The following is a 13,911-nucleotide window of genomic DNA, read 5'->3' on the forward strand; positions in this document are numbered from 1 at the left end:
CACTACAGGACATGTTCCGATGTATTACTCACCCGTTCGCCACTCGCCACCAGGGTTGCCCCCGTGCTGCCGTTCGACTTGCATGTGTAAGGCATGCCGCCAGCGTTCAATCTGAGCCAGGATCAAACTCTTCAGTTCAATGCCTGTTACTGTTTTCGGTTTCGTTAGAAACCGGTCGCTCACTCAAAGCTGACAGGTCATATGAATTGCTTCATAAACCTGACTTACTTTTGTGTGAGACTCTTGATACTTTCGCTTACCTGCTCCACGGTCACCCGCGGCTCAGGTCTCGACGCCATCAAGCGCCCACACTTATCGGCTGTTCATTGTTAAAGAGCATGTCTGTCAAGAACCGCGAAACTTGCTTCGTTTCGCCCTTCTCGGCAGCGCTGCGTTTTCAGCAGCAGAGAAGCGAGATTATGATCAGTTTTCTGCAGCTCGTCAACAACTTTTTTAACATCCCGTCGCTGACTGCCTGATCACCTCCACTTCCCCTTTCGCGCCGCGTTCGCCGTAGCGCGAAAGAGGCGTGATTGTAGGCACGGCCTTCGGATCGCGCAAGAGGGTTTGTGAAAAAAGTTAAAGAGCGACGCGCGCGACGATTTCCATATAGTGATCGAGGTCCGGCGTACGCTTGCCCTCCACCTTCGCGGTATCGTCCCAGCGGCGCAAGCGCAGCGCATCTTCCGCATACGGGCGCCGCATGAACGCATCCGCCTCCTCGTCGCTGAAGACGCCGCCCTGCAACGCCAGACTGCGCACCGAGTCCGGCGACAGGCTGTCGTGGTAGCTTGCATCGATCCGGCACAGGCAGCGCTTCGCATCCACGTGCAGCCGGATCGGCTCCAGCACCGCATCGGGCAGGATCGGCCGCAGGAACGGCAGCGCATAGTATTGATGCAGATCGTCGATGCCGCGCGCGCTCGGCGTGTCGCCCTGGCGATTCAGCAAATGCCCGAGATCGTGCAGGAACGCCGCCGCGACCAGCGCGTCGTCCGCCCCCGCCTCCTCCGCCAGTTGCCCTGATTGCAACGCGTGCTCCAGCTGCGTCACCGGCTCCCCGCTGTACGCAACGTGACCATGCTCGCGGTAGAGCCCGCGAATCTCGTCGAGCGTCAATGCCATTCACTCACCCCCACGGCAACGAGAACGTCTTCAGATTCGTGAAGCTCTTCATCGCCTCCTGAACCCCTTCCTTGTAACCCAGCCCCGAATCCTTGATCCCGCCGAACGGCGTCAGCTCGATCCGGTAACCCGGCACTTCCCACACGTTCACCGTGCCGACGCTCAGTTCGTCGACGAAGCGCCGGATCGCCGGTGCGCTGTCCGTGCAGATCCCGGACGACAGCCCGAACGCGGTGCCGTTGCTGATCCGGATCGCGTCGTCGATCGTATCGAACGCGATGATCGGCGACACCGGCCCGAACGTCTCCTCGCGCACCAGTGTCATCGCCGGGTCGACGCAATCGAGCACCGTCGGCGAATACAGCGCGCCGCGCCGCACGTTGCCAGTCAGCAGCCGCGCGCCCTGCGCGACCGCCTCGCCGACGCGCGCCTCGAACAGCCGCGCCGCCGCCTCGTCGATCACCGTGCCCATCTCGTTGCCCGCGTCGAACGGATCGCCGTACGTCCATGCGCGGGTTTTCTCGACCAGAAGCTCGGTGAACGCCGGCGCGATCGTCCGCTGCACCAGAATGCGCTTCACCGCCGTGCAGCGCTGCCCGGAATTCTTGTACGAGCCCTGCGCGGCCAGGGTCGCCGCGCGATCGAGATCGGCGTCGTCGAGCACGATCAGCGGATCGTTGCCGCCGAGCTCAAGCACGACGCGCCGATAGCCGGCCTTCTCCGCGATGTACTTGCCGATCGCGACACCGCCCGTGAACGTGACGAGCGACGCGTGCGGATGCGTGAGCAGCGCGTCCGCGATCTCGCGCGGGTCGCCGGTCAACACCTGCAGCATCGGTTCCGGCAATCCGGCTTCGTAAAGAAGATCGGCCAGGTACAGCGCCGACAGCGGCACCTTCTCCGACGGCTTCACGATCACGCGATTGTTCGTCGCGATCGCCGGCGCGATCTTGTGCGCGACCTGGTTCATCGGATGGTTGAACGGCGTGATCGCAACGATCACGCCTTCGAGCGGCTCGCGCTGCGTGAACACACGGCGCGCCTTGCCGTGCGGCGTCAGATCGCACGAGAAGCTCTGCGCGTCGTCGCGCAGCGCCTCGATCGACGCGAACTTCAGCACGTCGGCCACGCGGCCGACCTCGTAGCGCGAATCGCGCTTCGACAGCCCCGATTCGAGCGTGATCAGATCCGACGCCTCCTCCACCCGCTCGCGCAGCAGCGCCGCCGCGCGCTCGAGAATCTGCGAGCGTTCGTAGCGTGTCAGGCGCGGCCGGTAGCGCATTGCGTAATCGAATGCCGCGCGCACGTCGTCGACGCTCGCGAGCGGCACCGTGCCGACGCGCGTGTCCGTATACGGATCCATCACGTCGAAATGGCGCTCGCGCGCGGCGCGTTCGCCGCCAAGGCGCAGCGTCTCCACGCGCAATGCCGCGTGGTCCTTCACGGAACTGGGGGTCATGATTCGGTCCGGTTCAGCACGTAGTCGAAGACGTCGAAATTCCGCGGGCGGTGCGGCGCGTCACCGCGCGTCACGCGACGATTGAACAGCAGCGGCACCTCCTGCTCCGACAGCCCGCCGTGCGAGCGCAGCGGCACGGTCAGCCCCGACAGGTCGTGCTCGCGCTCGCGCGTGCCGAGCGTCATGTCGCGACGCGCGATCACGACGACGTCGCCGATCCGGTCCGCCGGCAGCTCGAAGCGCGCGGCCGCGCCGGCGTTGTCGAGCACGATCTCGACGCCGTCGAGATCGGCGAGGCGGCGCATCGTCGCGTCGCGGTCGACGCCGGCCGTCAGATAGACGGTCGCGAACGAACCAAGCGCGCCGTGATGCACGACGTACGGGTCCGTGATCGGCAGGATCACGCGCGCCGCGCCGGCGCCGAGCCAGCCGTCGAGCACGTCCTGCAGGTAGACGACGTTCGGCCGCCCGGTCGCCGGATCGTGCTTCGCGTTCATCCCATGATCCGCGGTCAGCCCGATCGCCCAGCCGAGCGCGTCGAGCTGCGCGAGATAGCGGTCCATCATCGCGTAGAACGCGTTCGCGCCTTCGCTGCCGGGCGCGCACTTGTGCTGCACGTAGTCGGTCGTCGACAGATACATCAGGTCGATCTGCCGCGTCTGCGCAAGGCGCACGCCCGCCGCGAACACGAATTCGGACAACGCCGCGCTGTAGACGTCCGGCGACGGCAGCCCGACCCAGTCGAGCACGTTGTCGACGCCGTTCTCCGCGAGCGTCGCCTGTGCTGCCTTCTCGGCCGAGAAGCAGATGCCGCGCATCCCCGCGCCGAGCAGGCGGCGCAGCTTGTCCTTCGCGGTCACGACCGCGACCCGCGCACCGGCCTCGGACGCCGCCGCGAGCAGCGTGCCGGCCCGCAGATACGCCGGGTCGTTCATCATTACCTCGGCGCCGCGGCCGTCGTTCGCGTCCGGATCCCAGAAGTAGTTGCCGCAGATCCCGTGCACCGCCGGCGGCACGCCGCAAACGATCGACAGGTTGTTCGGGTTCGTGAAGGTCGGCACCACGCAATCCGCGCGCCACGCAGTGCCCTCAGTCATCATCCTGCCGATGAACGGCGCGGCGCCCGCGTCGACCGCGCATTCGAGATAGTCGTATTCGCAACCGTCGACGCAGACGACGACGGTCGGCTCCGCGGGCAGCCGGTAGCGCCGGCCGTTGACTTCGATCCGGGTATCGCTCATATCGGCTCGCATGGAAGAAGCTGATGGGTGACCGGCGCGTTCGGGCGCCATGATGGAAAACGCGGCGGAAAACGCGGCATTCATCGCGCCGCCCGCCGGCTGCCCGGCACGCGCGCGGCGATCAGCAGCAGCGCCGCGAGCGACGCGCCGAGCATCAGCAGCGATAGCGCGGACGCGGGCAGGTAGTAGCCGCGCTCGACCTCGCCGATCACGACGATCGGCACGGTCGCGAAGCCGGGCGGATAGACGGTCAGCGTCGCGCCGAGCTCGCCGAGCGACAGCGCGAAACCGAGCGCCAGGCTCGCGCGCAGCGCCGGCACGAGTTGCGGCAGCAGCACGCGGAACAGCACCATCGCGGGCGGCGCGCCGAGGCTCGCGGCCGCTTCGCGCAGCACGGTCAATTCCGGGCGCAGCGCCGCCGCCGCGCAGCGATAGCAGAACGGCAGAATCAGCGCGAGCTGCACGAACACGACGATCGCCGCAGAGCTCGACAGATCGACCGGCTTCTTGTGATACGCGATCAGCACCGCGAGCCCGAGCACGACGCTCGGCACGCCGTTCGGCACCATCACGAGCGCGTCGACGATCGCACCGACGCCGCGCCCGCTGCGGCCTTCCAGCGCGAGCGCGAGCCAGACGCCGAGGATCGTGCCGAGCACCGCGACGCCGAAGCCGATCTCGAGGCTCGTCAGGAGCGCGCCGTATTCGTCGGAGCCGAGCCGTCCGAACCAGCGCAGGCTGTAGCCCGACGGCAGGATCGTGCCCGACCATTGCGTCGCGACGCTCGACAGTGCGACGACGATCACCGGCAGCACGAACAGCCAGAAGCACGCGAACGCGGCAAGCGCGAGCGCGGCGCGCGACGCGTGCTTCAGCACCGTGTCGGCGAAGCCGATTTCATGACGCGGCACGCCGGTGCGGCCGATCCGGTATTCAGCGGGCATCGCTCGCCCCTCCCATCGCACGCCGGTTCATCCGGCGATAAATCGTATAAAGCGCGAGCGACAGCACGAGCATCCCGACCGCGCCGGCCGACGCGGTCGGCAAATCCAGATCGACGGTCGCGCTGCTGTAGATCGCGACCGGCAGCGTGACGAGCTTCGCGCTGCCGAGCACCAGCAGAATCCCGAATTCGTTCAGCGTCAGCAGGAAGCACAGCACGGTGCCCGCCGCGATCCCCGGCCACGCGATCGGCAGCACGACGCGCCGCGCGAGCATCCAGCCGGTCGCGCCGAGGCTGCGCGCCGCTTCGATCAGCCGCAGGTCGAGCATCGCGAACGACGCGAGCGTCGGCCGCACGACGAACGGCGTATAGAACACGGTCTGCGCGAGAATCACGCCGCCCAGGCCGAACAGGAAATCGAGCGGCGGCTGATCGAGATGGAAGATCCGCTGCAGCGCGATGCTGATCGCGCCTTGCGAGCCGTACAGAAAGATCAGCGTGAACGCGACCAGGAACGACGGGAACGCGACGTACAGCTCCAGAAAGCGCGTGACGAGCGTCGCGCCCGGGAACGGCCTGAAGAACAGCAGCGACGCGAGCAGCACGCCGAGCAGCGACGCGGTGCCGGCGCTCGCGACGAGCACGCCGAGCGTCGTGAACAGCACGTTGCGCGCGTCGGGCGTGCCGAAGAAGCTCCGGTACGCGTCGAAGCCGAAGCCGCCGTGCGCGCCGGTCAGGCTCAGCATCACGAGGCGCACGAGCGGATAGACGACGAGCGGGCCGAGCACGACGGTCGCGAGCACGATCAGATGCCAGTCGCCGAGCCGCTTGCGGCGCCGCGCCGCGGCTGCGTGCGCGGCAGCCGACGCCAGTGCTCGCTCACTCAGCGGTGCCATGTCAGCCTCCGCCGGGCCGCCCCAAGGAGGCTGACCGCCCCCTCGGGGGGCAGCGAACAAAGTGAGCGTGGGGGTCGTTTCATTTCAGGGCTCGATAAGGACGACATCGTCTGCCTCGCATTGCAGTGAAACGCGCGCGCCGCGCTCCGGCGTCGCGCCGCGGCCGCGCTGCATCGTCACGCGCACCGGCTCCGCCGGCGCCGCGTCGATCGCGACCGTGATCGACAGCTCCGCGCCCTGCCATTCGACCGACGCGATCGTGCCGTGCAGTCCGCCGGCGGCGGGCGGCACGATCGTGAAGCGCTCGGGGCGCACGCACGCGACCTTGTCGCGGATCTCGTGGCGCGGATCGCCGAGCGGGAAGATCGCGCGCGGCGGCAGCAGGTTCGCCGGGCCCAGATAGCGCGCGACGTAGCCGTCGACCGGCGTGTCGTACAACTGTTGCGGCGTGCCGAGCTGCGCGACGTGGCCGTCGCGCATCAGCAGCGCGCGGTCCGACAGCACGAGCGCGTCGTCGCGGTCGTGCGTCACGCAGACGACGGTCAGGTTCGGCAGCCGCTCGTGCAGCGCCTTCAGCTCGGTGCGCACCGATGCGCGCAGGTTCGCGTCGAGCGCGGAGAGCGGCTCGTCGAGCAGCAGCACGTCGGGCTCGATCACGAGCGCGCGCGCCAGCGCGACGCGCTGCTGCATCCCGCCGGACAGCTGCGCCGGCAGATGATGGCCGGCGTCGCCGAGCTGCACGAGCTTCAGCGCGTCGGCAACGCAACGCGTGATGTCGGCGGACGCCATCCGCCGCGCGCGGAGCCCGAACGCGACGTTCTCGAAAACCGACAGATGCGGAAACAGCGCGTAGTTCTGGAACAGCAGCCCCAGATTACGCTTGTGCGGCGGCGCGTACGTCAGGTCGCGACCGGCGACGGTCAGCGTGCCGGACAGGCCGTCGGCCTTCACGAACCCGGCGATGAAGCGCAGCAGCGTGGTCTTGCCGCAGCCGCTCTTGCCGAGCACGGTCAGGAATTCGCCGGCGCCGATCGACAGCGACAGATCGTCGAGCACCGTGCGCGCGCCGTAGCGCACGCTCAGATGCTCGATCTGCACGCCGCCCGGCGCGCCGGAGCGCAGCGTCGCGCGCGGCTCGGCGGCGCCGAACGCGCCGGGGTGGGACAAACTTGCAGCGTCCACCGGATTCTTCCTCCAATCAAAGGGAAATGCCGTTCAGTGCGTGACTGAACGGCATCGCGGCGCAAGTGCGCGTTACGGCTTCACGACTTCGAGCGGCTTGCCCGACCCGCCGATCACCTCGCTCTTCCAGCGGGCGGTCCAGTCGGCCTTCTTCGCCATCACCTGGGTCCAGTCGACCGGGACGAGCTTCACGCCGGCGATCGCCTGCTTCACCGCCTCGCCGTTCTTGCCAGCGAGCGGCACATCGGTGCGGCCCGGGATGCCGAAGATGTCCGGCACCTTCGCCTGCACTTCCGTCGACATCAGATAGTCGATCAGCTTCTTGCCTTCGCCCTGGTTCGGGCCGTTCTTGATCAGGCCGATCGCGTACGGCAACTGGAACGTCGTCGGCTGGCCGCCCGCCTGCGCGGCGAGGAACACCGGCTTCAGCGACAGGCCGCCGTTCGCCGCGTCGTCGAGGTCCATCTGCAGGTCGCCGTTCGCGAACGACAGCTCGTTGCGCGACAGCAGCACGTCGAGATAACCCGTGCCCTTCGTATGGAACTTCACGTTCTTCTCGACCGACTTCAGGTAGTCGAACGCCTTGTCCTCGCCCATCAGCGACGTCGTCAGGATGATCACCGCCATCCCGTCGCCGGCCGTCGCCGGATTCGAGTACGCGATCTTGCCCGAGTAGTCCGGGTGCAGCAGGTCCGCGAACGTCTTCGGCTGGGCCTTCACGACGGCCGGGTTGATCGCGAACGAGAAGTAGTTGTTCACGAACGTGGCCCACGAGCCGCTCGACGATTTCGCGATCGCCGGCACGTTCTTGTAGTTCACGCTCTGGTACGGCTGCAGCAGGCCCGACTGGTCGGCCTGCTGGATGAACGGCGGCAGCGTGACGATCACGTCGGCCTTCGGCGAATCCTTTTCGATGTTCGCGCGGTTCACGACCTCGCCGCTGCCGGCCGTCACGATCGCGACCTTCACGCCTTCCTGCTTCTCGAACGCGGGCAGCACATCCTTGTACAGGTTCTCGAGGCCATCGGCCGTATACAGCACGACCGTTCCCGCGGCGTGCGCGGGCAGCGCGGCGCCTTGCAGCATGCCGGCGGCGGCGGCGGCCAGCGCCAGTTTGCGGAACGCGCCGCCAGCGGCGCGCGGGGAATTCTGCTGAGTCATCTCACTTCTCCGTAGGGCGGAACACCAGAGGGCCGGCACGACCGGCTCCTGTTATGCGGACGGACCGTCGATCGGCCCATCTCGACGCCGCCGACCGGTGCGGTCTCGCGCGGCAACCGAAGGATCACAGCGTTAAATGACATGCCCATGACAGACGCCACAATATCCAAAAAAATGACACATTTTGCAACTAGCATATGCGTGATGACGATGCGCGCTCCTGCGCGTCGCCCGAATCGAATCCGATGGAGAAAAATCAGATGAATGTGCCCACCCCGATCCTGCTCACACCCGGCCCGCTCACGACGTCCGCCGCCACGCGCGACGCGATGCTGCGCGACTGGGGCTCGTGGGATGCCGAGTTCAACCGGCTGACGGCGAGCGTCTGCGCCGATCTCGTCGAGATCGCGCAAGGCGGCGACGCATACGTATGCGTGCCGATGCAGGGCAGTGGTACGTTCGCGGTCGAGGCCGCGCTCGGCACGCTGGTGCCGCGCGACGGCGTCGTGCTCGTGCCCGACAACGGCGCGTACTGCGCACGCATCCTGAAGATCCTCGACCGGCTCGGGATCGACGCGATCGCGCTGCCGTTCGGCGAGGACGCGGCCGTCGCCCCCGCCGCGATCGAGGCCGCGTTCGCGCGCGAGCCGCGGATCACGCATGTCGCGCTCGTGCATCTGGAAACGAGCGCCGGGATCCTCAATCCGCTCGACGACATCGCGGCGATCTGCCGGCGGCACGGCAAGCGGCTGATCGTCGACGCGATGAGCTCGTTCGGCGCGCTGCCGATCGCGCTCGACGGCAGCGGAATCGACGCGCTCGTGTCCGCGAGCGGAAAGTGCCTCGAAAGCGTGCCGGGGATGGGTTTCGTGCTCGTCCGGCGCGACGCGCTCGACGAGGCCGAAGGCCGCTCGCCGTCGCTCGCGCTCGACCTGTACGATCAATACGCGTATCTGCGCAAGACCGGCCAATGGCGCTTCACGCCGCCGACACACGTCGTCGCCGCGCTGCGCACCGCGCTCGACCAGTTCATCGCGGAAGGCGGCCGGCCGGCACGCGGCGCGCGCTATGTGGAGAACTGCCGCACGCTCGTCGAATCGATGCGCGCGCTCGGCTTCGTGCCGTTTCTCGACGCAAGCGTGCAGGCGCCGGTAATCGTCACGTTCCACGCGCCGGCCGATCCCGCGTACGACTTCAAGCGCTTCTACGACGAAGTGAAAGACGCGGGCTTCATCCTGTATCCGGGCAAGCTGACGCAGCTCGAGACGTTCCGCGTCGGCTGCATCGGCGCGATCGACGCCGATGACGTGCGGCGCGCGGTCGCGGCGATCGCGCGGGCGGTCGAGGCGCTCGGCATTAAGGTGCGGCGCGGGTAAATGACGAAATGCCGCGAGCGCTATTGCGAATCGAGCGCCCGCGGCTGATCTTGCAGATCGCTCGCCTGCGACTGCCCGCTATCGTCGTCTTCCTGGGACAAACCGCACTGCCCCCAGCGCCTGACCTCGTCCGACCTGTCCCGGAAGCCCTCTATCCGATGGAACGTGACGTAGTTCGCGTCGTGCTGGGAATGCGCGCCGCCCGTCGCGTCGTCGAACGACGTCCGTACCGCCGCGACGATGTCGGTGCCGTCGAACTGCCAGTCCGCATATTGAAACGCGTGGAATTGCCAGTCGTCGTGATGCAGCACGATCCGGCGCAGCGTCCAGTTCCGCAGATCCGGCGACGACACCAGCGCCAGCGTATTGCGCGCACGCTCGATATTGCCGCTGTGATGGCCGTCCACCACCGCATTGACGAGCGACCAATAGAGTCTGGTGCGCCGGTCGAACCGGATCGTGAATTTCTTGTCGCCGCCCGGGAGATCGACAAATCCGCTCGACGGATCGAATTCCATCCGCGCACCGTCACGGCTCGTCGTCAGCAGCGCCGCCTTTTCGGGCAAGCCGGCGTGGTAGACGCGCAGCATGTTCATCACGCCGCCGTCCGGCCCGACGACCGCATTTCCCTCGAGCCACCCCTTGAAACCATCGCCCAGCCAGGCCGGATTCGGCGCCATCGCGTTGCTGCGCGTCCAGGTGCTCGCCTTCAATAGATCGCCATACACCGGCGCCGACATCATGAATGGCCACAGGCCGTTGGGATCGACCTCCTCCATCGCGCGCCACAGCCTGCCGTGCGCGGCGACGACCGGCACCGGCGCCGTAAAGTACTTGCCGCTCGCGGACAGCACCCCGGTGCCGGCATCGCGCGGCTGCGTCCAGGTCCTGCCGCCGTCCAGCGAACGGCGAATCGTCGGCACGCCGCCATAGCCGCTCGTGCCCATGATATACAGCGCTCGCCGCCAAATGAATAACGACGACCAATACTGCCCTTTCAACGTGCCGAGCGTTTTCCAGGTGTTGCCGCAGTCGCGCGACTCGTATAAATACTCCGTATCCTGCGTCGAACCCGGCCCGAAAGTATCGTGTGAAAGCACATAATGCCCGCGACTGATTATCGCGATCGACGGCGACCCGAGATAAATCTGGCTGGCTGCGGGACTATGCGCGACAACGACGCCGGGCGGTGGCGGATAGGCTTGCGCGCACGACCAAACGGATGGAAACCAGATTGCCGCTGCCACAAGCGCGGTCAGCTTGTATTTGACGGCCTTTCTCGATAATCCAGACACACGCCCTCCTCGAGTCAATTCCCTGATAGAGAGCGGCCAATGCTATACCACGCATTCTTCACATTCAATCAATTCGCCATTTCTTTTTATCCACTCCACTCATTCAAACAATAGATAACAAATCTCAAATAAAATATCCGCTATTTATTCCAGATAAAATCGAATATCGAAACAATGCCATCCCAATAACGCCCGCCGGAAATAAGCGCGACAAACAAAAAAAAGCCCGGCGTTCGAAGAACGGCCGGGCGGGAAGCGGCGACGAAACGGCGCGTTACAGCACGATCCGCTTGATGTCGCCGACGATGAAGATGTAGGACGCCGCGCCGATCAGTGCGATCACGCCGATGAACACGAGCGCGCCGACGAACGAACCGGTCGTTGCGACGATGAAGCCGACGGCGATCGGCGTGATGATGCCGGCCAGGTTCGCGGCGAGGTTGAAGATCCCGCCGGTGATGCCGAGCAGGCCGTCCGGCGCGATGTCGGACACGAGCGTCCAGCCGAGCGCGGCCATCCCCTGCGCGAAGAACGCGACCGACATGATCGCGATCACCGCGACGTTGCTCTGCACGTAGTTCGCGAGAATGATCGTCGACGCGAGCAGCAGGCCCGCGATGATCGGCAGCTTGCGCGCAACGTTCGCCGACTTGCCGCGACGCAGCAGCCAGTCGGAGAAGATTCCGCCGAACATCACGCCGATCGACGCGGCGATGAACGGCATGATCGCGAAGAAGCCGATCTTCAGCCAGCCCATGTGGCGTTCCGTCGCCAGATAGGTCGGGAACCAGGTCAGGAAGAACACGAGCGTCGAGTTGCCAGCGAACTGGCCGAGGCAGATGCCGGCGAGCTGGCGCTTCTTCAGCAACTGGCCGGCCATGCTCCAGCTGAATTTCACCTGTTCGGGCTTGTCGTCCGGCTTCGCGCCATGCGCGAGGCCGCCGCCTTCCTCGATGTACGCGATCTCCTCGGCGTTCGCGCCCGGGTGGTTGTGCGGCTCGTGATAGAACTTCCACCAGATGAGGCCGAACACGATGCCGACGATGCCGACCACCCAGAACAGCGAGCGCCAGCCGAACGCGCCCATCAGCGCGAACAGCATCGGGCTGAAGAACGCGAGACCGATGTATTCGCCGACCGTGTAGGTGCCGGTCGCCATCGCGCGCTCGCTCTGCGGGAACCAGGTCGCGACGACGCGGCTGTTGGTCGGGAAGCACGGCGCCTCAGCGACGCCGAGGCCGAGACGGCAGGCGAGCAGCGGCACGATGCCGTACACGAAACCCTGCAGCAGCGTGCAGATCGACCAGAACGTCATCGACAGGTAATACGTGAGCTTGCTGCCGAAGCGGTCGAGGAACAGGCCGCCGGGCACCTGCGTGAGCACGTACGTCCACGAGAACGCGGAGAACATCACGCCCATCACCGTCGCGGTGATGCCGAGTTCCTTCGTCAGCTGCGGCGCCGCGATGCCGAGCACCGTGCGATCGAGGTAGTTGATCATCGTGCCGATCGCGAGCAGCGCGAGGATCTTGTAGCGCGCCGAGCTGCGCCGGACTGCGCCGGCCGCCGTCGGGCGGGCCCGCGCGGCGTTCGTCTGGGTGGATTGCTGCATGACTGTCTCCTGGTCTCTCTATCCGTATCCGAATCGTGGAAATCAGCGCCCGACGAGCGACTGGAAGTGCGCGAACATGCGCTCCGCGTCGGGCGTGCGGCCGGTGAAGATCTCGAACGCGTCGACGGCCTGGTACACCGCCATGCCGCCGCCCGGCAGCGTGCGGCAGCCAAGGTCGCGCGCAGTGCGGATCAGCTCGGTTTCGAGCGGGAAGTAGACGATGTCCGCGACCCACAGATCCCGATGCAGCAGCTCCGCCGGCAGCGGCAGGCCCGGATGCTTGTTCATTCCGATCGGCGTTGCGTTGATCAGGCCCGTCGCCGCGCGCATCGCGGCCGGCAGATCGCTGCCCGCCTTCACCGACGCGGCCGGAAAGCGGCGTTGCAGATCGTCGGCGAGCCCGCCCGCGCGTGCCGGGTCGACGTCGAAGATCGTGAGTTCGGCCGCGCCCATCGCGAGCGTCGCATGCGCGACCGCCGCGCCGGCGCCGCCCGCGCCGAGTTGCACGACGCGTGCCAGTGACGCATCGGGCAGGCCGCGCTTGAACGACTTCGCGAAGCCCGACCAATCGGTGTTGTGGCCGATCCGCTTGCCGTCCTTCAGCAGCACCGTGTTGACCGCGCCGAGCGCGCGCGCGTCGTCGGACAGCTCGTCGAGATGCTCGATCACGCGCTGCTTGCACGGATGCGTGATGTTCAGCCCGTTGAAGCCCATGTGCTCGGCGTCGGCGAGCAGTTGCGGCAGCGCGTCGGCATTCACGCCGAGCACGTCGAGGTCGATGCGGCGGTATACATAGCCGAACCCCTGCTGGAATCCTTCTTCCTCATGCATCGCGGGCGACAGCGAACCGGCGATGCCCTGGCCGATCAGGCCGATCAGAAACGACGGGCGGCTCATTACTTGCCTCCTTGCGAAAGAATAGTTGCCATGCGCTGCAGCGCAAACACGTAGCCGTCGGTGCCGCAGCCGCAGATCACCGCGTCGGCGATACCGGACACGTACGAATGGTGACGGAACGGCTCGCGGCGATGGACGTTCGAGATATGGACCTCGATCACCGGCTTCGCGATCGCCGACAGCGCATCGGCCAGCGCGACCGACGTATGCGTGTACGCAGCCGGGTTGATCACGACGCCTTCGACGTCGTGACGCCCCGCGTGCAGCCAGTCGATCAGCTCGTGCTCCGCGTTCGACTGGCGGAACTCGACCTCGAGCCCGAGGCCGTCGGCTGCCGCATGGCAGCGGCGCTCCACGTCGGCGAGCGTTTCCGCGCCGTAGATCTGGGGCTCGCGCGTCCCCAGCAGATTCAGGTTCGGGCCGTTCAGCACCAGCACCTTTCGCTTGCTCATGTCAGTCTCCAATAACAGGGGGCTGATCGACCATGCGAATCCGCCCGTGGCACCAAGAATTCGACGCAAGTGTGCGCCTGTGCGACGCGCTTGTCTTTCAGGGTTTATGCTAATTTGTACGGTCTAGTTAGTTTTTTTAATTTGCGACATTTTTCTTTTGAAACAATGATGTATCAACTAAAAATAATAAATGACTGGTCCGTACACCGCAAAATCAGGGCGACGGCGAAGCGGCCGCGAACGCCGCCGGATGGCTCGGCAAGATGTGCTTT

General features: G+C 66.2%; 12 protein-coding genes and 1 rRNA gene. 1 reads left to right on the plus strand and 12 read right to left on the minus strand.

Annotated features, from left to right (window positions below; all coding sequences use genetic code 11):
- From HZI36_RS24875 to phnS, 8 genes are all read right to left on the minus strand, one after another.
- Positions 1-138: ribosomal RNA gene (locus tag HZI36_RS24875) — 16S ribosomal RNA — on the minus strand; the annotation flags it as partial.
- 441 nt (positions 139-579) lie between these two features.
- Positions 580-1,125: a phosphonate degradation HD-domain oxygenase gene (locus HZI36_RS24880; RefSeq protein WP_179405333.1), complete on the minus strand. Its 546-nt coding sequence runs from the start codon at positions 1,123-1,125 to the stop codon at positions 580-582.
- A 4-nt stretch (positions 1,126-1,129) separates the two neighbouring features.
- On the minus strand, positions 1,130-2,584 hold the full coding sequence (phnY, locus tag HZI36_RS24885; protein WP_179405334.1) for a phosphonoacetaldehyde dehydrogenase: 1,455 nt from the start codon (positions 2,582-2,584) through the stop codon (positions 1,130-1,132).
- On the minus strand, positions 2,581-3,837 hold the full coding sequence (phnA, locus tag HZI36_RS24890; RefSeq protein WP_246327214.1) for a phosphonoacetate hydrolase: 1,257 nt from the start codon (positions 3,835-3,837) through the stop codon (positions 2,581-2,583). Before phnA ends, phnY begins: the two co-directional genes overlap by 4 nt.
- A gap of 68 nt (positions 3,838-3,905) precedes the next feature.
- Positions 3,906-4,769, minus strand: a complete 864-nt coding sequence (gene phnV / locus HZI36_RS24895) for a 2-aminoethylphosphonate ABC transport system, membrane component PhnV (protein ID WP_179405336.1) — start codon at positions 4,767-4,769, stop codon at positions 3,906-3,908.
- Positions 4,759-5,664 (minus strand): 2-aminoethylphosphonate ABC transporter permease subunit, encoded by a 906-nt coding sequence (gene phnU / locus HZI36_RS24900; RefSeq protein WP_179405337.1) that lies wholly within the window; start codon positions 5,662-5,664, stop codon positions 4,759-4,761. The genes phnV and phnU overlap by 11 nt, the downstream gene beginning before the upstream one ends.
- An 84-nt stretch (positions 5,665-5,748) precedes the next feature.
- Positions 5,749-6,846 (minus strand): 2-aminoethylphosphonate ABC transport system ATP-binding subunit PhnT, encoded by a 1,098-nt coding sequence (gene phnT / locus HZI36_RS24905; protein ID WP_179405338.1) that lies wholly within the window; start codon positions 6,844-6,846, stop codon positions 5,749-5,751.
- Between the two features lie 72 nt (positions 6,847-6,918).
- Positions 6,919-8,007 (minus strand): 2-aminoethylphosphonate ABC transporter substrate-binding protein, encoded by a 1,089-nt coding sequence (phnS, locus tag HZI36_RS24910; protein ID WP_179405339.1) that lies wholly within the window; start codon positions 8,005-8,007, stop codon positions 6,919-6,921.
- 266 nt (positions 8,008-8,273) lie between these two features.
- Between phnS and HZI36_RS24915 the strand changes: the two genes are divergently transcribed.
- The gene (locus HZI36_RS24915) at positions 8,274-9,383 is read left to right on the plus strand and encodes a 2-aminoethylphosphonate--pyruvate transaminase (RefSeq protein WP_179405374.1); all 1,110 of its coding nucleotides are present in this window, start codon (positions 8,274-8,276) and stop codon (positions 9,381-9,383) included.
- Positions 9,384-9,403: 20 nt separating this feature from the next.
- On the opposite strand, the gene HZI36_RS24920 is transcribed toward HZI36_RS24915, so the two are convergent.
- The 4 genes from HZI36_RS24920 to aroQ all read right to left on the minus strand — a co-directional run bounded on the left by HZI36_RS24920 (position 9,404) and on the right by aroQ (position 13,639).
- Positions 9,404-10,630 (minus strand): exo-alpha-sialidase, encoded by a 1,227-nt coding sequence (locus tag HZI36_RS24920; RefSeq protein ID WP_179405340.1) that lies wholly within the window; start codon positions 10,628-10,630, stop codon positions 9,404-9,406.
- A gap of 322 nt (positions 10,631-10,952) precedes the next feature.
- Entirely contained in the window at positions 10,953-12,290 is a 1,338-nt protein-coding gene (locus HZI36_RS24925; RefSeq protein WP_179405341.1) for an MFS transporter, read from the minus strand.
- A 42-nt stretch (positions 12,291-12,332) separates the two neighbouring features.
- On the minus strand, positions 12,333-13,187 hold the full coding sequence (locus HZI36_RS24930) for a shikimate dehydrogenase (protein WP_179405342.1): 855 nt from the start codon (positions 13,185-13,187) through the stop codon (positions 12,333-12,335).
- Entirely contained in the window at positions 13,187-13,639 is a 453-nt protein-coding gene (aroQ, locus tag HZI36_RS24935; protein ID WP_179405343.1) for a type II 3-dehydroquinate dehydratase, read from the minus strand. The genes HZI36_RS24930 and aroQ overlap by 1 nt, the downstream gene beginning before the upstream one ends.
- Between the last annotated feature and the right edge of the window lie 272 nt (positions 13,640-13,911).

The sequence above is a fragment of the Burkholderia guangdongensis genome (genome assembly GCF_013403875.1).
GTDB classification, from domain to species: domain Bacteria; phylum Pseudomonadota; class Gammaproteobacteria; order Burkholderiales; family Burkholderiaceae; genus Burkholderia; species Burkholderia guangdongensis.

Excerpts from the sequence above, each read along its gene's own strand:
- HZI36_RS24880 (WP_179405333.1), bottom strand. The coding sequence starts at position 1,125 with ATGGCATTGACGCTCGACGAGATTCGCGGGCTCTACCGCGAGCATGGT.
- phnY (WP_179405334.1), bottom strand. The coding sequence starts at position 2,584 with ATGACCCCCAGTTCCGTGAAGGACCACGCGGCATTGCGCGTGGAGACG.
- phnA (WP_246327214.1), bottom strand. The coding sequence starts at position 3,837 with ATGCGAGCCGATATGAGCGATACCCGGATCGAAGTCAACGGCCGGCGC.
- phnV (WP_179405336.1), bottom strand. The coding sequence starts at position 4,769 with ATGCCCGCTGAATACCGGATCGGCCGCACCGGCGTGCCGCGTCATGAA.
- phnU (WP_179405337.1), bottom strand. The coding sequence starts at position 5,664 with ATGGCACCGCTGAGTGAGCGAGCACTGGCGTCGGCTGCCGCGCACGCA.
- phnS (WP_179405339.1), bottom strand. The coding sequence starts at position 8,007 with ATGACTCAGCAGAATTCCCCGCGCGCCGCTGGCGGCGCGTTCCGCAAA.
- HZI36_RS24925 (WP_179405341.1), bottom strand. The coding sequence starts at position 12,290 with ATGCAGCAATCCACCCAGACGAACGCCGCGCGGGCCCGCCCGACGGCG.
- HZI36_RS24930 (WP_179405342.1), bottom strand. The coding sequence starts at position 13,187 with ATGAGCCGCCCGTCGTTTCTGATCGGCCTGATCGGCCAGGGCATCGCC.
- aroQ (WP_179405343.1), bottom strand. The coding sequence starts at position 13,639 with ATGAGCAAGCGAAAGGTGCTGGTGCTGAACGGCCCGAACCTGAATCTG.